Raw genomic sequence first — 21166 nt, forward strand, 5'->3', positions numbered from 1 at the left:
AAGGGTGTTTTGCAAGGGCTGTGCCCGGTCGGGTTTTGGCAAGAAAATGTCGTGTTAGAGCGGTTGACTGCATGGCGCATGCACCACGAAGGAACGTCCATGGCGCGTTGGTGCAGGCCGCCGCGCCAGATTGGGGCGCAAAAAAATCCCGTGCAGGCGACCCTGCACGGGATTGGCGTTGAAGAAGATCGAGTGCGGGTTCAGGAAGAAGTCGAGGCAGACCCGGTTGGTCGGTTCATCCGCGCCAGCAGCAATCGATCCAGCAACCACACCACCACCAGCGAAGCCCCCACCAGCGGAAACACCACCGCCAGCGCCAACATGATCACCACCCCGGTTTTCCACTTCGGCAAATCATGACGCAGCGGCGGCACACCCAATTTGCCTTGCGGCCGACGCTTCCACCAGATCACTACACCGCTGACGGCGCTGAGCAGAATCATCAGGCAGATCAGCAGCACGACGATCTGGTTGAAGGTGCCGAACATTTTGCCTTCGTGAAGCATCACGCCGATTTCCGTGGCGCGGGCGACGCTGCCGTACTGCTCGAAACGCACATCGGCGAGCACTTTGCCGGTGTATTGATCGACATGCAGGGTCGCATCGTTGCGCGGGTCATCGGCGAACACAGCGATGGTGAACACGCCGGTGGCAGTGGTCGGCAGGGTGATGCTGTAGCCCGGCTCGACTTTGCGCTGGGTGGCGATGTTTTGCACGTCTTGCAGGCTGATGGCGGGTGCTGCGGGGCCAGCGTTGGTGGCGCCGTGGTTCATGTGTTCGGCGTGATCGCCGGACATCGGCATCGGCGTGTTTTCCATCGCCCAAGGCACGGTCTGGCGGGTGGCGCTGTTAAGGGTTCGCGCCTCGACGTCGGAGGTCGGCACGTTGTCCCACATCGCCGCCGGGAACACGTTCCACACCTGCGCGTATTGCTTGCCCCAGAAGCCGGTCCAGGTCATGCCACTGAGCAACATCACCAGCAGCAAGGTCGCGCCCCAGAACCCGGTGACCGCGTGCAGGTCACGCCACAACACGCGACCGCGACTGTTCAACCGCGGCCACAGAATCCCCGCGGCCTGACCGCGCGGCCACCACAGGAACAGGCCGGACACCACCAGCACCACGCCCCAACCGGCGGCCATTTCGATAAGGCGGTCACCGACGGTGCCGATCATCAATTCGCCGTGGATCGCCCGGGCAATGGCCTGCAGGTTTTGCTTGGCATCCTGTTCGCCAAGGATGTCGCCGTGGTACGGATCGACGAAGATGTTGAGTTCCTGGCCGGCGTTTTTCACCACAAACTGTGCGCTGCGTTCGGCGTTCACTGGCGGCAGGTACTGGGTGACCTGGCCTTGCGGATAGGCACTTTTCACTCGTTGCAGCAGGTCATCGGCCGGGACAGTGTGATGCCCTGCGGGGACGTTGAGCAGGCTGCTGTACATCAGCGAATCGAGTTGCGGTTTGAACAGGTAAATGATGCCGGTCAGGGCCAGCATCACCATGAAGGGGGCGACGAAGAGACCGGCGTAAAAATGCCAACGCCAGGCCAGGTTGTAGAAATTCGGTTTGGGCTGTTTCATCACGTGTGCTCCGCTGGGCGAATTTTTCTAGATCAAGAGATCGCAGCCTTCGGCAGCTCCTACAGGGGTACATGCGGGCTGCGATCTTTTGACTTTTCTTGTTAGAAACTCATGTCGACCTTGGTCCAGAGCGTGCGCCCCGGCTCATTGATCGCTTGCGGGTCATTGGCCGGGTAGCCGAACCCGGCGTTGCCCGCCAGGTTCAGGTGTTCGGCGTAAGCTTTGCCGAACAGGTTGTCGACGCCGCTGCTGACCTTCCAGTTCTTGTTGATCCGATAGGCACCGTTGAGTGAGAACACGCCGAAGCCCGAACTCTTGTCGTAATCCTTGCCGACCACGTTGCCCTTGTTCTGGTCGATACGGTTCTGCGCGGCAACCACCCTCCACAGTGCGCCGGCGCTCCAGTTGTCTTCGCTATAGGTCAGACCGAAGCGTGCATCCAGTGGCGGCATTTGCGGCAGGGCCGTGCCGTCGCTGCTGTTCTTGCCCCAGGCGTAGGCCAGGGTCGCATCGGCTTTCCAGTTATCGGTGAGTTTGTACGCGGCACCGAGTTCACCGCCCATGATTCGCGCGTCGATGTTCTCGGCGCGCGAGGTGTTCATGCCCATCATTCCCGGGGAGTAGTCGAAGAGGATGTAATCGCGGACTACACCGATGTAACCCGAGGCCCAGGCTTCGAGGTCGGCGCGCTTGTAGTTCACGCCGAAGTCGAACTGGGTGGTCTTCTCCGGTTTGATCGAATCGAACGCGTTGACCGATCCCGCCGGGCCGGACTTGGGCGAAAACAGCTCCCAGTAATCCGGGAAGCGTTGCGCGTGGCCGAGGCCTGCATAGAGCGTGGTCGGGCTGTCGGCGAGGTCATGCTCGTAACGGACGAAACCGCTCGGCAGGGTATCGGCACGGGTGTCGTCGGCGGTCGGGTTCGGGCGAGTCATCATTCCCGAACCGGTGGTTTGCCGGTAATCCTTGGCCGAAGCACGGTCGACGCGGGCGCCAGTGATCAGGCGATCACGGTCGGCGGCGTACCAGGTCATTTCGCTGAACACGCCGTAGTTATGGAAATCGGCGTCCTTGCTGTACGGCTGATCCTTGTAGGTGTCGATGCCCATGCCGCTGCGCTGGCGGTGCTCGTTGGTCTGCGCGTCGAGGCCGGTGATCAACTGAATATCAGCCCAGCGCCAGGTCGCTTTGATCCGCGCGCCGAGGGTGCGGCGGTCGACATTGGACGCCATCGGCCCCGCCATCATGCCGGTGCCGGACGGGGTGCGCAGGGTGTAGTTGTCCATAACGTGGTCAGCGTAGTTGTAGTAGACCTGCGCTTCGAGTTTCTCCAGCACGTCGGTGATATTGGATTTTTCGAAACGCAAACCGAGGCTCTCGCGCAGGAACTGCGAACCGTCCATGCCGCGTCCGGCGTAGCGCGCTTCGCCATCGCCCTTGCCGGCGGTGAGTTCGATCAGGGTGTCGGCGTCCGGGGTCCAGCCGATGGCGACGTCGCCGTTCCACTTGTCGTAGCGCGAGGCGACGATGTCGTTGTTGCCGTCGCGGTAGTCGTCGGAATGCGCGGTGTTGCCGATTACTCGCACGTAGCCCAACGGGCCACCGGCAGCGGCATCGACAACCTTGTCAAAACGTCCGTGGGAGCCGGCCAGAATGCTCGCATTCACCCGCGTGCCGAGTTCGCCAAAACTCTCCGGCTCACGGTCGAACAGCACGGTGCCGGCCGAGGCGCCCGGCCCCCACAGCACAGTTTGCGGGCCTTTGATCACGGTGAGTTTGTCGTAGGTTTCTGGCGAGATATACGAGGTCGGTGCGTCCATCCGGCCCGGGCAGGCACCGAGCATCATGCTGCCGTTGGTGAGAATGTTCAGGCGTGAGCCGAACATGCCGCGCAGCACCGGATCGCCGTTGGTGCCGCCATTGCGTACCAGTGCGAAGCCCGGAATGGTTTTCAGATAATCGCCGCCGTCACTGGCCGGCACTGGTTGGCGTGGATCTTTTGGATTGGTGACGATGGTCAGCGGCGAGCTCGGGGCGATTGCGGTAATCACCGTCGGGCTGAGTTCTTCGTTGTGCGCGGCGTGATCATCGGCCAGCACCAGCGGGGACAGCAGAACGCCGCAAAGGACGGCGGTAGCGTGCCTGAAACGAACCCGCGATTCGTTCAGAGCGAAGGACGCCGGGGCAGAACCCAAGCGTGGAACAGCAGTAAACCTGGACATGACAATTTCCATCAAACAGTCGTAAACGACACGGCCGGCAACCTGAAGCTGTCTTCTCCACCGTGTGCAATCAGAGGTGCGGTGTTTACGCTGCGACGGGCGGGGCGCGGCTGCGGGCGCCGGGGAAGAAGGTCTGCCGGGCGTGGCCCAGGCGTGGGGAGGGTGGGGTGAAGGTGTTCAGCGGCGGGATGTTGAAGGCGACGAAATCACCGCCGCCGGTCAGTGCCGGGCAATTGAACAGCAGGCTGCAATAACCGCACTTTTCCCACAACACGTGGTGCGAGGATTGCGGTGGGCAGTGTTCGGCGTTGGGCTTTGCATCATGGCCGCTGTGATCCATGCCCGGCATGTCCATCGACATGTCCATGCTCATCGGCATCGATGTCGAGGCGTGTTGATCCATCGGCATCGACTGAGAAATCAGTGGGCCGATGAAGATCATCAACATGGCGAACAGGGCGATCCAGCTGCCGCGAGTCAGGTGTTGAGTCTGACGGCGTTGCCGGGAGGGCCTGGCGCTCAGCGGGCGCATGGGCGGAGTCTGCCGGAAGGCTTACTGGGCGTGCGCGTGGGCCTGCGTGGTTTCCGGCGGTTTCTTCTGCACCGAGACGTCGACGGTGACGTCACCGGCCTTCTCGAAATGCATCGTCAGCGGGAAGCGCTTGCCGTCGCTGAGCAGGCTGCGATCGGTCGGGTTGAGCAGCATCACGTGATAGGCCATCGGCGCGAATGTCACGTTGCCGCCGGCCGGAATGGCCACGCTCGGCACCTGCTGCATCTTCATCAGATCGCCCTGCATGACGTGTTCGTGCAGTTGCGCTTCCGGGGCGATGGGCGAGTCGACGCTGAGCAGGCGATCGTCCGTCTTGCCGGCGTTGTGAATGATGAAATAGGCAGCAACGGTCGGCGCATTTGGCGGCAACTCTTGCGACCACGGATGGGCGATCTCAAGTTCGCCCACCTTGTATTCGTGGGCATGAGCAAAGCACGCCGGCAACAGCAGCGCAGCGACGACGATGAGTTTGTTCAACATGGCAGTTCTCCAGAACGATTTGAAACGCAGGTCAATTGCGCGAACAAATCAAACCAGAGGGGAGGCGCGGGGATTGAGACTCGGCCATTGCTGGCGCGGCGTGGGTGTTTGCAACGAGGCGGGCGCCACACTGCGATTGCTTTCATAACGGGCGAAGTAAAGCTGCGGCGAATGCCCCGGCAACGCCACCAACGGCGCCGAGCCCGAGCAGCACCAGCAATGCTGCATGTTCGAATGGCTGTCGTTGGTCGGGGCCTTTTGATCGGTGGCGCCGATGTTGATCGCCACCATCTTGGTCCCGCTGCCGGTGCAGAAACTGCTCCAGAGCAACTGTTCGGCCGGTGAATTGGCCGCCTGCGCCATCGCTCCCGTCATCGGCATGGCGAGCATGTTGAACAGCACTGCAAAGCAGGCGATCCAGGCAATTGCTAGCCGGTGTCGGTTCATGGGGCAGATCCATTGGGTGGGCGATCAGGCGCGGCTATTTAGCCTGATCAGGGCCGATAAGTAAAAAAGCGTCGTGCGGTCTGGTGTCGCAGCGCGTTCACAGTGTTACGGCATGCAATCGTAAACCCAGAGCCTTCATGACTTTCATGATAGTTGCGAATTCGGGATTGCCAGTGCTACTCAACGCTTTATAAAGACTTTCGCGGCCCAAACCTGCATCCCGCGCCACTTGTGTCATGCCTTGAGCTCGGGCGATGTCATTGAGTGCTGCACGAATCAGAACGCCATCGCCTTCATCGTCGTCAAAACAGGCGTCCAGATATGCCGCCATGTCCTCGGGAGTCTTGAGGTACTCGGCGGCGTCAAAACGGGCGAATTCTTCGGTCATGATTTACTCCTCATTTCCGATGTTATGAGCCATTTGCACGGCGCGTTTGATATCTCTCTTTTGTGTCGATTTGTCGCCCCGATCAGCAGTAGATAAATCACTTCGCCTTTGCGTGTGAAGTACATCCTGTAACCGGGGCCGTAATGAACACGCATTTCATAAACAGTGTCACCGACGAACCCGCAATCACCGAAGTTGCCATTTTCGGCTGTTTTAATTCTGGAGATGATTCGGCCTTTCCCTTTGATGTCTTTCAAGGAGTCGAGCCATTCGGAAAATATGCGGGATCGTTCAAAAGCGATCATGTCGGGATCGTATTCCTTGGGATACAAGCTGGCAAGCCGCTTTTCTTGGCTGTCTGCTTGTCGGGATTAAAGGAACCGAAGTATTGGGGTGAGGATGTAGTGAAAAACAGTCGGCTGCGTCCTCAAAAATTGCAGGTAAATTCGCAAATAAATTCGAAGTCAGGAAAAGTCTGACGTCGTCAGGGCTTCAAGGACTTCAGACGCTGATCGAAATTCCCGATCAACCTCTGGCAACCCCGGTCGCTTCAACACAATCACCGGCACCCCACGCTCGCGCGCCACTTCCAGCTTCGGCTCGGTGGCGGTGCTGCCGCTGTTCTTGCTGATCAACACATCGATCTGCCGCCGCTCGAACAGTGCGCGCTCATCCCCAAGCAGAAACGGCCCACGCGCACCGATCACTTCGCAGCGTTCATTGCCCGGGTAAACGTCGAGGGCGCGCAGAGTCCAGAACTGGTCCTGAGGGATTTCATTGAGGTGCTGCAGCGGTTCTCGGCCGAGGGTGAACAGCGGTCGGCGAAACGGCTTGAGGGTCGCGATCAACTCGGCCCAGTCGCTGACTTCGCGCCAGTCATCACCGGGTTGCGGCTGCCATGCCGGACGGCGCAAAGCCCAGCAGGGGATGCCGCTCAGTCGCGCGGCGGTCGCGGCGTTCTGGCTGATCTGTGCGGCATAGGGATGCGTGGCGTCGAGCAACAGGTCGATGCCTTCGTCACGAATGAATTGCGCCAGACCTTCAGCGCCCCCGTAGCCACCGACGCGCACCTGACAGGTCAGGTCGGTCGGTACTCGGCCAACGCCAGCGAGGCTATAGATATGTTCTGCCCCCAGCGTGCGAGCAATTGCCAGCGCTTCCGTGACGCCGCCGAGCAGCAAAATCCGCTTCATGCAGAACCTCCGGCATGCCCGACGATCCCGCCCTGACGATCAATCGCAAACACCTCGACCTGCACCTGCGCGGGCACCACGCTGCGGGCGAAATTCAGCGCATGGCGGCAGACTTCATCACCGAGGGCGATCCCCGCCGCACTGGCCATGGCCAATGCCTGCTGACTGGTATTGGCCTCGCGAATGCCTTGCTGCAACGCCGCATCGGCGCCAATCGCCGCCGCCCACTCCGCCAGTTGCGGCAAATCAATACTCGAATGCCGCGAGTGCAGATCCATGTGCCCGGCGGCCAGTTTGCTGATCTTGCCGAAGCCGCCGCACAGGCTGAGTTTATCCACAGGCACTTTGCGCACATGCTTGAGCACCGCGCCGACGAAGTCGCCCATTTCGATCAGGGCGATTTCCGGCAGGTTGTAGACCCGACGCATGGTGTCTTCGCTGGCGTTGCCGGTGCAGGCGGCGATGTGCAGGTAACCGTTGGTTTTCGCCACATCGATGCCCTGATGGATCGAGGCGATGTAAGCCGCGCAGGAAAACGGCCGGACGATGCCGCTGGTGCCGAGGATCGACAAACCGCCAAGAATGCCCAGCCGTGGGTTCATGGTTTTCAGCGCCAGCGCTTCGCCGCCCTCGACATTGACAGTGACGTCGAAGCCGCCGCCGTAGCCGGTCTCGGCGGCGAGCAGGCTCAGGTGATCGCTGATCATCTTGCGCGGCACCGGGTTGATTGCCGGCTCACCAACGCCGAGCACCAGCCCCGGCCGAGTCACGGTGCCCACGCCGGCACCGGCATTGAAGCGAATTCCCGGCTCACTCAGCAGCCGCACCCGCGAGTAGAGCAGCGCACCGTGGGTCACGTCGGGATCGTCACCGGCATCCTTGATCGTCCCGGCCTCGGCGCCGTCGTCGGTCAAACGACAGAACTCCAGGCGCATCTGCACCTGTTTGCCTTTCGGCAACACGATCTGCACTGCATCGGCGGACAGCCCGCCGAGCAGCAAGCGTGCGGCGGCAAGGCTGGTGGCGGTGGCGCAGCTGCCGGTGGTCAGGCCGCTGCGCAGGGGCGCGGGTTGTTCGGCAGTTTCGTCACGCATCGAGGGGTTTGACCAGATCGAGCAGGGTGATCGGCAATGCCTGCCGCCAAGTGTCGAATTCGCCGAGCGGTTGCGCCTGGGCGACATGGATACGCGTCAGCTCGCCGCCGTAACGTTCGCGCCAGTTCATCAGGGCCACTTCGCTTTGCAGGGTCACCGCGTTGGCGACCAGACGGCCACCGGGTTTGAGCTGTTCCCAGCAGGTTTCGAACACGCCTTCACGGGTCACGCCGCCGCCGATGAAAATCGCGTCCGGGCGCTCCAGTCCGGCCAGCGCCTGCGGTGCCTTGCCGCGAATCAATTGCAGACCGGGCACACCCAGCGCATCGCGGTTGTGTTCGATCAATTGCTGGCGACCTTCGTCGGCTTCAATGGCCAAGACGCGGCAACTCGGGTGCGCGCGCATCCACTCGATGCCGATCGAACCGCTGCCGGCGCCGACATCCCAGAGCAGTTCGCCGGGGGTCGGGGCGAGACGGGCGAGGGTGATGGCGCGTACGTCGCGCTTGGTCAACTGGCCGTCGTGCTGGAATGCCGAATCCGGCAGTCCGGCCAAACGTGACAGGCGCGGGGCGTCGGCGTCGGCCAGACATTCGATAGCGATGACATTGAGGTCGGCCACCGACGTCGCATTCCAGGCATTGGCGGTGCTGTCGATGCGCCGTTCGGCGTCACCGCCAAGATGCTCAAGCACGCTCAGGCGACTCGAACCAAATCCGCGCTCACGGAGCAATTGCGCAACAGCAGTCGGACTCTGGCCGTCGTTGCTTAGCAACAACAGACGCACGCCACTGAACAGTTGTGCATTGAGTGCCGCCAGTGGTCGGGCCAGCAGCGACAGCGTCACCACCTCCTGCAACGGCCAGCCGAGACGAGCAGCAGCCAGTGAACAGGACGACGGCGCTGGCAGGATCAGCATCTCTTCGCTCGGCACCTGGCGGGCGAGGCTGGCACCGACGCCGTAAAACATCGGATCACCACTGGCCAGCACGCAGACCGCTTCGCCACGCTGCGCCAGCACCGGCGCGAGGGCAAACGGGCTGGGCCACAATTGCCGTTCGCCGCGAATACACACCGGCAGCAAATCCAGTTGACGCTGGCCACCGACGATCCGCGAGGCGCCCAGCAGGGCACGCCGGGCGTTTTTGCCCAGGCCCTTGAAGCCGTCTTCACCGATTCCCACTACCGTCAGCCAGGGTGACATCTATATTCCTCTAAACACGCCGTTCCGACGGGCAGTCTTTTCATGCCAGCGGACAAAGCAGGCATAATACCGCGCCTTCGCCCGCGAAGCGCCTTTCCCACGCAGCCGGTCAGCCCCTTGAACGAACACCCGATGTCCACCGCCTTACGCCCCTCGGCCTGCCCGGGGTTGCTGCGTATCGTCCAGGCACTGGACGGCGGTATCTGTCGGATCAAACTCAACGGTGGTTCGATCAGCGCCGATCAGGCTGACGCGGTGGCCGACGTTGCCGAACAGTTCGGCGGGGCTATCGAGGCGACCAACCGCGCCAATCTGCAAATCCGTGGGATCGGCCAGCAATCTGCGGCACTGATCGAAGGCTTGCTTGCCGCCGGTCTTGGTCCGCGCACGGCGGCCGCTGACGATGTGCGCAACCTGATGCTCAGCCCTGCGGCCGGGATTGATCGGCAGATGCATTTCGACACTCGAGGCCTCGCCGGGCAGATCCTCGACACCTTGCAAAGCCATCCACGGTTCCACGAGCTGAGCGCCAAGTTCGCCGTGCAACTCGATGGCGGTGAAGCACTGGCGATGCTCGAACATCCCCATGATCTGTGGTTGTCAGCGTTCGAGTGTGACGGTGAAACCTTGTTGGCGTTCGGTCTGGCCGGTTGCCCGACGGATCGCGCGGTCGGCGCAGTGGCGCTGGAACACGGCCATGCACTGGTGGTTGCGGTGCTGGAATTGTTTCTTGAGTTGGCGCGGCCCGAGCAGACGCGCATGCGCCATTTGCTCGACGAGTTGCCGCTCTCGGCGTTTATCGGGCAACTGAGCACGCGCTTGCCGATCAAGCCGATCAGCCATTGGCAGCGCGCGGCCGTGGCGGACGATTTGCACATCGGCGCTCATCCGCAAAATACCTCGGGGCGGGTGTACATCGGTGCAGTGCCGGCGCTGGGCCGTCTTGATCCGGTGATGCTGCGCGGGGCGGCGCAACTGGCCCGCCAGTTCGGCAATGGCAGCCTGCGCTTCACCCCTTGGCAAAGCCTGCTGCTGCCCGACGTCAATGCAGGTGATGCGGTCCAAGTGCTGGAAGGTTTTCAGCGACTGAACCTGCAGACCCGCGCTGGCGAACCGCTTGCACGGCTGATCGCCTGCACCGGTTCCAATGGCTGCGGCAAAGGCCTGGCCGACACCAAGCAGGACGCCCGCCTTCTGGCGACGTTGCTGCCTGCTGCCCTCAACATCCACCTCAGTGGTTGCCCGCGCTCGTGCGCCGCCGCCCACTGTGCCCCGGTGACGTTGCTGGCCGTCAATCCCGGTCATTACGACCTCTATTTTCGCGATGCGACGCTGCCGGGTTTCGGCGCGCTGCACGCACGCAACCTTACTATTGAAGCGGTCGCGACCCTGCTCGCCACCCGCTCTCGGAGCCCCCTTGATGCTTGATTACATCCGCGACGGTCAGGAGATTTATCGCAACTCCTTCGCGATCATTCGCAGCGAGGCCAATCTGGCGCGCATCCCGGCCGATCTGGAAAAACTCGCGGTGCGGGTGATCCACGCCTGCGGCATGGTCGAAGCCGTCGACGGCCTGCAATTCTCCGAAGGTGCGGGTAAGGCCGGGCGCGATGCGCTGGCCGCCGGTGCGCCGATCCTCTGCGATGCGCGGATGGTCTCCGAAGGCGTGACCCGTGCACGCCTGCCGGCCAATAACGAAGTGATCTGCACCTTGCGCGACGAGAGCGTGCCGGAGCTGGCTCGCGAGTTGGGCAATACCCGCTCCGCCGCCGCGCTGGAACTCTGGCGTCCGCACCTGGAAGGCAGCGTAGTGGTGATCGGCAACGCACCGACCGCACTCTTCTATCTGTTGGAGATGCTCGACGCCGGGGCACCGAAACCGGCATTGATTCTTGGTTTCCCGGTCGGCTTCGTCGGCGCTGCCGAATCGAAAGCCGCCCTGGCCGCCGACAGCCGTGGCGTACCGTTCGTGATCATGCAAGGCCGCCTCGGTGGCAGCGCCATGGCCGCCGCCGCCGTCAATGCCCTCGCCACGGAGATCGAATGATGCAGGCCAAAGGACGTTTGATTGGTCTGGGCGTCGGCCCGGGTGATCCGGAACTGATTACTGTCAAAGCCCTGCGCCTGCTGCGCGAATCGCCGGTGGTGGCGTACTTCGTTGCCAAGGGCAAAAAGGGCAACGCGTTCGGCATCATCGAAGCGCACCTGCAAGACGCACAGAATCTGCTGCCGCTGGTGTACCCGGTGACCACCGAAGTGCTGCCGGCTCCGCTCTCGTATGAACAGGTCATCAGCGATTTCTACGATGAGGCTGCCGAAACCATCGCGGCACATCTGGATGCCGGTCGCGATGTCGCGGTGATCTGTGAAGGTGATCCGTTCTTCTACGGCTCCTACATGTACCTGCACGATCGCCTCGCCAGCCGTTACGAAGCGCAAGTGGTGCCGGGCGTGTGCTCGATGCTCGGCGGCGCTTCGGTGCTGGGCGCGCCGCTGGTGTATCGCAATCAGAGCCTGTCGGTGCTTTCCGGCGTGTTGCCCCATGAAGAGCTGAAGCGACGTCTGGCCGATGCCGACGCGGCGGTGATCATGAAGCTGGGGCGCAACTTCCCCAAGGTGCGTCAGGTGCTGGAAGAACTCGGCTTGGCCGAGCGTGCGCTGTACGTCGAGCGCGCAACCATGGCCAATCAGAAGATCGTGCCGATGGATCAGGTCGAGCCGATGTCGTCGCCGTACTTCTCGCTGATCATCGTGCCGGGCGAACGGTGGCAAGGCTGATGACTCAATCCACGCCAGCCATCGTCATTCTCGGTCAGGGTAGCCTGGCCACCGCACGGCGCATTCAGCAGATGTATCCGGCGGCGCAGATCCACGGCCTCGCCGGGCGCGTCGAAGGCGCCGATTGCACCTATCAGGAATTCGGCGCGACCCTGCGCGCGCTGTATCAGCAGGACACGCCGATCATTGCCCTGTGCGCGGCCGGCATCGTCATCCGCACGCTGGCGCCGCTGTTGCTGGAAAAGGGCGCCGAGCCGGCAGTGCTCGTGGTGGCCGAAGACGGCAGCGCCGTGGTGCCGCTGTTGGGCGGCCTCGGCGGGGTGAATGTCATGGCGCGGGACATCGCTGCCGGGCTGCAAGTCGCTGCGGCGATCACCACCAGCGGCGAGTTGCGTTTTGGTACGTGCCTGCTCAATCCCCCGAGTGGTTACGCGCTGGGCGATCTGGAACTGGGCAAGCGTTTTGTCTCTGATCTGTTGGCCGGCCACAGCGTGCGCATCGAAGGCGCGGCGCCGTGGCTGGATCAGGCGCAACTGCCGGAAGACCCACAGGCGCAGCGCTCGATTCATGTCGGCAGTGCCGAGCGTGAAGCAAGTGCCAATGAGTTACTGATCTATCCACGCAGTGTGGCGGTGGCGGTGAGCGCGGAAACTGCGGACCTGCCGTGTGCCGTTCGCAGCGCATTGCAGCAGGCGCAAATCGCCGTGCAGTCGCTGGCCTGTCTGTTGGCCAGCGAGACGCAAATGGCTTCGCCACGTTTGCGTGAAGCGGCGCTTGAGCTGGGAGTGCCGCTGCGCTTTGTTGCGGCGCAAAGCGACATCGAAAATCTGGCACGTGCCGCAGTGCCTGAGGCTGCAGTCGTGGTCAGCCACGGCATGGCAATCGCGGTTGCCGAGCAGCCGTTGGATGTTTCGAACATTGGCCGGCCACGCGGTCGTCTCGCGGTGATCGGCCTCGGCCCCGGCGCTGCCGAACTGATGGTGCCGGCGGTGAAAGCCGAACTGGCGCGCGCGACCGATGTGCTCGGTTACGAAACCTACGTACGCATGGCCGGTCCGTTTCGCGACGATCAAGTGCAGCACTGCACCGATAACCGCGAAGAAATGCAACGCGCCCGTCACGCGTTCAGACTGGCCGCCGAGGGGCGTTCGGTGATCGTTGTGTCCTCGGGCGACCCGGGTGTGTTCGCCATGGCTGCGGCAGTGCTCGAAGCGTTGCACGAATCGGCTGATCCGGCGTGGCACAGCGTCGATCTGGAAATCCTTCCGGGCGTTTCCGCTTCGCTGGCCACCGCCGCGCAAGCCGGAGCGCCGCTGGGCCATGACTTCTGCGTGATGTCGCTGTCGGACAACCTCAAGCCGTGGTCGATCATCGAAAAGCGTCTGGATCTGGCTGCTGAAGCGGATCTGGCCTTGGCGTTCTACAACCCGATCTCCCGTGCACGTCCGTGGCAATTGGGCCGGGCGCTGGAGATTGTCGCGCAGCATCGCTCAGCTGAAACCCCCGTGGTGTTGGGCCGCGACATCGGCCGTCCGGGACAGACCCTGCGCACCACGACACTTGGCGCATTAACTCCCGAGCAGGTGGACATGCGCACCATGGTGCTGATTGGTTCTTCGACCACCTGCACGTTTGCGCGTGCCAGCGGTGGTGATTGGGTTTACACGCCGCGCTGGTACGGCGAAAAGCCGCTTTCCTGAGTGCCGAGCCGAGGCAAGTTGTAAATAAGTTGCCTCGGTGTGACATCAAGTCGAAATTCATTCCCGGACGATTAATTTTGAATTACGGCGTTGCATCCGTTGGGAGCGCCGCTTCGCTTGTTTATCGAACGACGGGGCGCGCGTCTGTTTGTTACCGAATCGTGCGCGGAAGCAACTTGTCTGTTGTTTGATATTTCTTGGGAAACTATTTGAGTTTTGTGCTTTTTGAAGTTACCCCGCGGGCAGACTAACTTCGTCGAGGATTCTCTCAACGAATAAAGGATGAAGTTTGATGGGTGTCATGGAGCAATATGTTGACGAGTTTGATTTTATTTCCGCCGATGAATACTCCGCGTTAAAGCGCGCATTCAAGGCGTTTTCCGCTTCTGCCGAATATGCAATGTTGGTGGCGCTTTACGAGCAGGCCGGACTAGCCACCAGCCTCGCTGAAAAGCTGCAGGTTGTAACACTCTTTCTGGAAAATTTTGAACGCTTGGCAAAGCGTAACTCAGCGCCCGCAATAGCGTTGATCGATACCGTCGAAGAACAATTGCGCGCTTACATCGCCCGCTTGGCAGGCACTGTAAACATGCTCAGTGACGTGCCCAGTCCGATACCCGCAGTCATGCACTTCGTCTGGGTGGGTGGCAGTGAGGTTGGCAATATCCAGCGCGATTACATGAACATCTGGCGTCAGGTGCTGGCTGCCGAGAATTACCAGTTCAATCTCTGGTACGACAGCGATGCGTTACTGGCTTTCGAAATGAATCGGGTTATATCCGACAGCGCCAGAGTTGCTGCAATGGAGTCTGGCGGGGACACCGTGAGCAACCCCGATGAACTTGCAAAGATGATCGAAGATCGTGCGCGTGTATTAAAGCGCGAGATGTTCGAGTACCTGCAACAACCGCAATGGCAAGGGAAAGCTGATCAGGCCCGGATCGACCTGATGGTGCGCGCTTACGGCAAAGACCGCACGACGCTGGAAGCCTTCCGTCAACGCTGCTTGCAAAGCCATCAGCAAATGGCCGGCAGCGACTTGCAGTTGCGTGATGTTCGACGGGAGTTCGCCGGGCACTTTCTAGAGGATGTCTATCAGCGCGAAGTGGCAATGCGCGGTAACTTTGCGGCGGCAAGCGATGTTGTTCGCTTGCAGGCCGAATATGCCGAGGGTGGTCGTTACAGCGACATGGATTATCTGCCGCCGCTGGCTGACAGACTGGGCGGTGTCGACATCAGCGGGTTCAGTGACGAGCAACGGCTGGGGGTGTTGCAGCTTTTGCTCAATCATGATGAAACGTTGATGCCCGGTCGCGACCGCCTGCGCTACGCCGATCACACGGACACTTTGCCTGCCGCACATCGCGAGGCACTGCTGGTCTTTGCCCGCAGCAAGCCCGGCGTCAAGCATATATTTGTCGCACCGCGTGAAGTCGTCAGCCCGCAACACGGTCTGCGAATGGGCACGCAATTCAGCAGAGAGATGAACGCTTATCTGCTGGCACAGCCGCAAAGCGAGATGACGCTCGCGGTCATGCAATTGATCCGCTTCAACTATGACTGCCTGCAGGCCGTTGAGCAGGCGGCCATCGCGTCGTCGGTAGACTGGTCACAGACTGAACGATTGCTCGATGTCATAGAAAACGTCATGAACGAGAAAATCGAGCAGGGGCAACTGACGCGCACGCTGCAGGATTTTCTGGGTAAGTTGAGCGAGGCGATTTTAAGCTACTACCGTGATGGTATTCGCGTCGGATCGCGCGGCACTATTGCGCTTACCGGACCCGGTGCAGCGGTGACCGGGCTGAAAAATTACGTCGAGACTCACCTCCTGCCGCACAACGAGGTTACGGTTCAGGAGCGCTTGCGACTGGCCGAGGGTTACAACGTGCAGACCGAGGAGGAAGCGATCTCCGGTTGGACCGTCAATGATGACGCCGAGCAATGGCTGGCCAAAGAGCAGGAAAAGTGGAAAACCGGCAAACTCAAATCACGCTATACCGGGCAACTGGCGGATCTGCTTCAGCCGCAACAGACGCTGACGTTTAAACAAGGCTGGCCCGTAGTCGGCGGTAAAGCGGTGCTGCTGACGTCGGTCCTGCAACAATTGATGGATGATCTGGGCGAACCCTTTGTGCGAGCCATGAGGGACAAACTCAGCGGTGACATCAGCTTCACCAAAGCCTTTTCCATCGGCTTTGAAAATCGTCAGTTGATCCTTGCGCAACCTGTGCGCGAGCTGCCCGTTTCCCAGGGCGCCGAATCCTCAAGCAACCTCAATGAACTGCTCAGCCGCATCGCCCATGATTCTCTGCCGCTGGAACAACTCAGCCCGTTGGTGCGCGTCATGCTCGGGGGGATTTTCGGCGCGACAAGTCTGGACGACGCGAGCTTTGCCAGCGTCTGGCAAACCGTGCGCGACCTTGCTGTCGAGACTGACGGCGACGGTACTTTCGCTCGCTATGATGCGGTTGAAAAAGCCCTGCGCCAGCGGCAGTCGCCCGACTTCGAGGCCGGGCTGGCGCGTGGACAAGCGCATGACGTCCTGACAGCCCGCGAACTCAAGGTTCAGGCACTGTTTGAACCCTTGACCTTGCGCCAATGGGGCGAACGTATCGGGCAGATCAATCACACGGCGCAAGGCGAGTTCCGCTCGCGGATTCTCCAGCGCAGTGCGCAGGTGCGCGAGATATTCTTCGAGGCCGGCGCGACCTCGGCCCGGCAGCTGTCGCAGGATTTGCTGATGCACACGCCCAGTGATCCGGGGCGCCGGTGTTATCCGCTGGCGTTGCTGATGGGCGCAGCGGTGGCTGCCGGTGAGTCGGCCGAACGGACACTGGTGGGACATGTTGCCACGGCCAACATCAACCACCAGCAACCCAGTTCACAGGCATTGCTCAGTGCGTTGAATGAACTGCGAGCCTTGCCTGCCAGTGCCATTGGTGACTCCCGTGGCTTGCAGAGTCTGGACTCGGTCATACAGACACTGGAGGCGAAAAGTGCAGCCACCGTCCTGTTGCTCGACACCGGCGATCACGCCCTGCTGGTGGCCAAAACGCAGGCAGGAGGTCAATTCGTCTACCGGTTCTATGATCCGAACTTTGCCATTTATGCGTTCGCCGAAAGCGCGCAGGTGAAACTTGGCGTTGAGCGTTATATGAGCGCTGGCGACAGTGCACTGGCCAGGCTCTACGGTCTGGGCGACATGGCCGGGGCGCGATTCAACGTGATCGAGTTGAACACTGAGGCAATGGCGGCCCGCACGCTATCGACGGGTTTGCCCCTGGACAGTTTTTTGCGCATTCCTTCGCGTGATTCACGCAGTGGCCCAGTCTGGGCAAAGCAGGCCGTGGCGCGCCAGCGTTCGCTCAGTGAAAACGCGCGGATGGGTGCCAGCCTGGCGCAAGTGGATGCGCGCTATTGGGCGCAGGCGTTTGCTCAGGCCATGCAGCAGTTGCGCAGTGAGCACTCGTTGGGGCGTGAATATCTGCCGTTGCTGGAAACGCTCACACCTCAGGCGGACGGTGACTTTTCGCTGACGTTGGTCGATGCACAGAATCCGCATCAAGTGCGAACCGTGAGCACGGCCGACCCGCGCTTCACTCAGCTCAAGCAGCATCTGCATCAGAGCGTGAAGGCAGGCAAACCCAGTGGCCCGGCCGAGGCTGATGGAGGCAGCCGCTTGAGTTTCGCCTTTGCGATCCAGACGCTGATCAGCGAACTGCGCCATCGTGAATACCAGGCCGGGGATCAGTTGCCAGCCTTGTCGATTGCGCTTCAAGTCCAGGTTTACGTCAGCTATGCGCAGTTGGGTTTTGGCGTGCTCAGCGACACCGCACAGATGATCAACCTGGTGCGGCACGTGGTGGCCAGTGAACAGGCGTTGGTCCTGCGCCAATCGTCGTTGTCCGGCCGTGTGCTCGGTCGCGGGGCAACCGGCGTTGGTTTTGCGTTTTCGCTGGTCAACATCGGCTTCGACATCCATAACCTGTCACTGGCGCAAAATTACGAGCAGCGCTCGCAGTTCTCCACGTCTCTGGCGTTCAACACAATAGCGTTGGGATTGGATGTTGCTGCATTGGCGGCAGGCGGAACGGTTGGCGCAGCGGCGGCTTTTCTGTCTGTGCCGTTACTCGGCATCGGCATCGGTGCCACGGCCATCGCCAGCAATCTTGGGCAGATTGCCGACAAGGCAACAGCGGTCGGCAATCATTTGCGTGCCATCCACAACGCTTACAAACCGGGCGCTTTCACTGTCGCAGAGGGTGTATTGCAGTTCCCGCCAGAAGCCGTGATCACCCATCTGGATCTGCAGGACAGGCGGGTTAGCTTTGACAGCCAGCGCTTTTATCCATGGGGCGGCGGCGCACTCGAATTGCCGAAATACAACGATGACCCGCAGCAGATACACCGTTCCCTCAATATCCGCCAGGCTTTCGGTCTCCCCGAGAGCGCAGCGCTGAATATCCACGGGGCCGCTTCACTGCATACCGTGGTGCTGCCTTGCACACCACTCTGCTATTACGGCTACGAATATCAACTGGGAGGCGCGGGCTATGTGTACGAGCCTCTGCCGGGAGAGCAGGTCGAGCCTCGTAACGCCAGTGAAATGCCTGAGCCAGACCTTTACTCGTACTTCAATCCGTTCGCGGCACTGGGCGATACGCTGACGAGACATCTGGATAAGCGCATCCACACACGCTATCCGCAATTGCGCGACAGTGCGGCGGACAAGCTGGAATACGACGAGCAGGGCAACCGGCGTTTTTATCTGCACAGCACACCCTCTTTCAAACACATCCTCTACAAACTGCATCCGGTCTATAAAGCGACAACGATCAGCGTGGTGCTGGACGAGCAGGTGCGCCAACTAGCGGTGCCGACCTTGCCGATGGAGTGCCAGCACAAGCTGTCCTACGAAATCAGCGCCACGTCAGACCGCTGCCAGCTCCGTCTGACCCCGGGACTGAAAACCGTGAAATTCAATGGAGCGACGCAATGGCTGGTGCATGCTCCTTGGGCCAGCATTGAGCAGGTCTGCTTTGATGACGTATCCACGATGGACGACGGCGCCCTGCAGACATACCTGGCGGGGCGTCAACTAACGGTCGACGGTATCGTGCTGTCGGCCTTCGAGGGGCTGATCGAACTGGCCGGGGGAGAGTTGTTTCAACTGGACTGGCAACGTCAGTCGCTGCGCCTGCTTTCCATCACCCTCAACGATGCTAAAGACAATCCGCGTGATGTCCTTGCCCATCTGCGCCAGCGAGACAATGAAGGGCGTCTGGGCACTGGTTACGTCACGCTTCACCGGTTCAGGGTGCCGTTCAATCCGGCCAGCCACGCTGTGCGCACAACCGCTTTTTACGATGTCGCTCGAAAACGCTTGTTGTACGCGCGCGAGCTGCCGCGCGAAGTCAACGACGGCCTGATGCTGGGCGCCGCCAGCGCTGCTCATGCGTGGTTTTATCATCCCGAGCATGCCACGGTCTGGCGCGTGGCTGTGATCAGCGGCCTGGTCGTGCATCGTTATCGGTTATTGAGTGTGGAGCCCGGTACGAAAATCAGCGCTTTCGGGCAACTGGCGGACGGCACTCTGCGAGTCTCGCAGCAGTTGCTAGAACAAAAGTCCATGAATGTGCGCACGACACTGGAGTTTCATCTGACCGACCGCGAAGTGACCCTGACGGACATCCACATGTGGTCGCCCGGTCTGGAAAAATCTTTCCTCAAGCCCGAGGAGGGCACGAGAATCGCGTTTTTCCGCCATCGCCAGAAACAACGCCGTCCCTACGCAGACGAGACACTCGGTATGGCTTCGCCCATCAGCACCTGGACCTACGCGCCATACATTCACGCCCGTGCCTGGTCCTTCGATCAGTTGCTTGAGCGGGCATGGATTGCCGCGCATCACGACAGGTACTTCCCAGCAGACACCGACAGTGACGCGGACAGGGTGATGCTGATGCCTCGAGCCTCTGATCCCGCCGCTGCGCTGCTGTTTTACAGCCGGCAAAGTCAAATGCTCAGTCATGGCATAGAACTGCGTGACAACGTGCCATGGCACAAGGCGCTTGCGAAAGGTGTGATCGATGTTACGCGCGTTGGCGAAAGCTTCCTGGCCACCCAAGACGATGGGCGAATGTTCGAAGTCGACCTCGGCGCCAAGGACGACAACTGGCTGTCCGAGCTTGATAGACCTGTGCTGAAATTTGTCGGCCTCGGCCAGCGTTGGCTGCAGCAAAACCCCGACTGGCTGACGGCATTACCGGCGCTTGCCATGGAATACAGCAGCGCCGCGTTTGCAATCATCGGCTTGCGTGCCCAAGCGGGTCAGACGTTTCTGCCAGTGTGGTGTATTGACGAAAAACTTGTGTTGATGGACGCCATGGGCAGCCACGAGCTTACGTTGCTGGGGCTAACGCCCGACCGGCAAGCAGTTTGGTTGCTTGATATTACTTCCGGGCAGCTGTGGCGCCAGACGCTGGTTGCTCTCGAGCAGATGCACGCGGCGTTCGGCAACGGCAGCGTGTTGCTGCATCGCCAAGCGTTGCCACAGGCCGAGCGAGTATGGTCATCGTGGGCGTTTTGCGAAGTGCTGCCGCATGGCGACGGGCTGCTCGGGCGTACCCGCGAAGGTGTGACGCTGCAACTGCAGGATCAGCAGCCGGCGCGCATTGTCGGCATGGAAAACCGCTGGTCATACGTCTCGGGCCAGACGTCTGTGCAATTGCAGGAGCGTTTAAAAAAGCTGCTGGACGGGCAAGACCATGCCGCGTTTCTTCCCGTTGAAAATACCGGCAATCGCTACCAATACTACGTGCCGAAGCTTGATCGACTATTCGAGGTGTCTGCTCGGGACGATGGAAAATGGGCTACGTTCCTTGGTACGCGTGATGCGGCCAATCCGCTGCTGTTCGACCCGATTGACCCATTGATCTTCAGCGCCGGAACGGTCGATGGCGTCTGGTTGCCGGGTAGCTACGCCCTCCGTGACGAGGAGGTCATGGTGCTGGAAGTGAGTGATGACCTCACCGAGGTACAGCCATTGCTTGCGGACAGCGTCGAACTGTTGATTCTGACCTTCGGTTCGCGCACGGAGGGTTATCGGATATCGGCCGCAACCTGGCAGCGACTCGATTGCATCGTTGTCGATGTGCGGCGCCCATCCGCGGAGCAGGAGACGGAACCTGGCTTGTTGGTGCTGGATATGCCCGAGTGTGGGCATTGGCTGATGTCGCGGATCGATGGCCACCTGGTACTGGCCGATCCGGACAATGGCCACAGTCTGATCGTACGCGGGATCGAGGAGCAGGGTTCATGCGAACTGGCTGTCAAAATCGCTGGCCGTCAGTACGTGTTCGCACTCGAACAATGCTTCAAGGCTTTGGCGAGCGTGCAGGGCAATGACGCAACTGCCAGCCTGGCGGTGCTGGCTGACCATTTGCTCTGACCGGTGAATTCGTCTGAAAACCAAAACGCCGCGAACGTTGTCGTTCGCGGCGTTTTAATTTTGGCCGGCGCACT

Annotated in this window: 15 protein-coding genes and 1 pseudogene; 6 read left to right on the top strand and 10 right to left on the bottom strand. The window is 61.0% G+C overall.

Annotation, left to right across the window (positions count from 1 at the left end; translation table 11 throughout):
• Positions 1 to 200 precede the first annotated feature (200 nt).
• The 7 genes and pseudogenes from CKW38_RS18865 to CKW38_RS18895 all read right to left on the bottom strand — a co-directional run bounded on the left by CKW38_RS18865 (position 201) and on the right by CKW38_RS18895 (position 5927).
• Positions 201 to 1580: a PepSY domain-containing protein gene (locus tag CKW38_RS18865; RefSeq protein ID WP_007914556.1), complete on the bottom strand. Its 1380-nt coding sequence runs from the start codon at positions 1578 to 1580 to the stop codon at positions 201 to 203.
• 101 nt (positions 1581 to 1681) lie between these two features.
• Complete coding sequence (locus CKW38_RS18870) at positions 1682 to 3802, bottom strand: TonB-dependent copper receptor (RefSeq protein ID WP_095113530.1); 2121 nt, start codon at positions 3800 to 3802, stop codon at positions 1682 to 1684.
• A gap of 85 nt (positions 3803 to 3887) precedes the next feature.
• Entirely contained in the window at positions 3888 to 4334 is a 447-nt protein-coding gene (locus CKW38_RS18875; RefSeq protein ID WP_095113531.1) for a DUF2946 domain-containing protein, read from the bottom strand.
• Positions 4335 to 4355: 21 nt separating this feature from the next.
• Complete coding sequence (locus CKW38_RS18880) at positions 4356 to 4835, bottom strand: copper chaperone PCu(A)C (protein ID WP_007914562.1); 480 nt, start codon at positions 4833 to 4835, stop codon at positions 4356 to 4358.
• 48 nt (positions 4836 to 4883) lie between these two features.
• Positions 4884 to 5282 (bottom strand): DUF2946 domain-containing protein, encoded by a 399-nt coding sequence (locus tag CKW38_RS18885; protein WP_095113532.1) that lies wholly within the window; start codon positions 5280 to 5282, stop codon positions 4884 to 4886.
• A gap of 97 nt (positions 5283 to 5379) precedes the next feature.
• Positions 5380 to 5670, bottom strand: coding sequence for an addiction module antidote protein (locus CKW38_RS18890; protein ID WP_007914567.1), 291 nt, complete (start codon positions 5668 to 5670; stop codon positions 5380 to 5382).
• A 3-nt stretch (positions 5671 to 5673) separates the two neighbouring features.
• Positions 5674 to 5927 (bottom strand): annotated as a pseudogene (locus tag CKW38_RS18895) (type II toxin-antitoxin system RelE/ParE family toxin).
• Here CKW38_RS18895 and CKW38_RS30405 point away from each other — a divergent pair.
• Positions 5814 to 6149 (top strand): hypothetical protein, encoded by a 336-nt coding sequence (locus tag CKW38_RS30405; protein ID WP_256588411.1) that lies wholly within the window; start codon positions 5814 to 5816, stop codon positions 6147 to 6149. The pseudogene CKW38_RS18895 and the gene CKW38_RS30405 overlap by 114 nt on opposite strands.
• Here CKW38_RS30405 and CKW38_RS18900 read toward each other — a convergent pair.
• The 3 genes from CKW38_RS18900 to cbiE are packed head-to-tail and all read right to left on the bottom strand — an operon-like array spanning position 6135 to position 9161.
• Positions 6135 to 6863, bottom strand: a complete 729-nt coding sequence (locus tag CKW38_RS18900; RefSeq protein ID WP_095113533.1) for a cobalt-precorrin-6A reductase — start codon at positions 6861 to 6863, stop codon at positions 6135 to 6137. The two genes, CKW38_RS30405 and CKW38_RS18900, sit on opposite strands and share 15 nt — an antisense overlap.
• Entirely contained in the window at positions 6860 to 7957 is a 1098-nt protein-coding gene (locus CKW38_RS18905) for a cobalt-precorrin-5B (C(1))-methyltransferase (RefSeq protein ID WP_095113534.1), read from the bottom strand. Before CKW38_RS18905 ends, CKW38_RS18900 begins: the two co-directional genes overlap by 4 nt.
• Positions 7950 to 9161, bottom strand: a complete 1212-nt coding sequence (gene cbiE / locus CKW38_RS18910; protein WP_095113535.1) for a precorrin-6y C5,15-methyltransferase (decarboxylating) subunit CbiE — start codon at positions 9159 to 9161, stop codon at positions 7950 to 7952. Before cbiE ends, CKW38_RS18905 begins: the two co-directional genes overlap by 8 nt.
• A 132-nt stretch (positions 9162 to 9293) precedes the next feature.
• Here cbiE and cobG point away from each other — a divergent pair, with 132 nt between their 5' ends.
• The 5 genes from cobG (at position 9294) to CKW38_RS18935 (ending at position 21092) form a co-directional block, all read left to right on the top strand.
• Positions 9294 to 10589: a precorrin-3B synthase gene (gene cobG / locus CKW38_RS18915; RefSeq protein WP_305887120.1), complete on the top strand. Its 1296-nt coding sequence runs from the start codon at positions 9294 to 9296 to the stop codon at positions 10587 to 10589.
• Complete coding sequence (locus CKW38_RS18920; RefSeq protein ID WP_007914573.1) at positions 10582 to 11208, top strand: precorrin-8X methylmutase; 627 nt, start codon at positions 10582 to 10584, stop codon at positions 11206 to 11208. Before cobG ends, CKW38_RS18920 begins: the two co-directional genes overlap by 8 nt.
• On the top strand, positions 11205 to 11939 hold the full coding sequence (locus tag CKW38_RS18925) for a precorrin-2 C(20)-methyltransferase (protein ID WP_007914574.1): 735 nt from the start codon (positions 11205 to 11207) through the stop codon (positions 11937 to 11939). Before CKW38_RS18920 ends, CKW38_RS18925 begins: the two co-directional genes overlap by 4 nt.
• Complete coding sequence (gene cobJ / locus CKW38_RS18930) at positions 11939 to 13639, top strand: precorrin-3B C(17)-methyltransferase (protein WP_095113537.1); 1701 nt, start codon at positions 11939 to 11941, stop codon at positions 13637 to 13639. The genes CKW38_RS18925 and cobJ overlap by 1 nt, the downstream gene beginning before the upstream one ends.
• A 292-nt stretch (positions 13640 to 13931) precedes the next feature.
• Complete coding sequence (locus CKW38_RS18935) at positions 13932 to 21092, top strand: TcdA/TcdB pore-forming domain-containing protein (protein ID WP_095113538.1); 7161 nt, start codon at positions 13932 to 13934, stop codon at positions 21090 to 21092.
• The last annotated feature ends 74 nt before the right edge of the window (positions 21093 to 21166 follow it).

This window comes from Pseudomonas sp. Irchel 3H7 (assembly GCF_900187605.1).
Taxonomy (GTDB): Bacteria; Pseudomonadota; Gammaproteobacteria; order Pseudomonadales; family Pseudomonadaceae; genus Aquipseudomonas.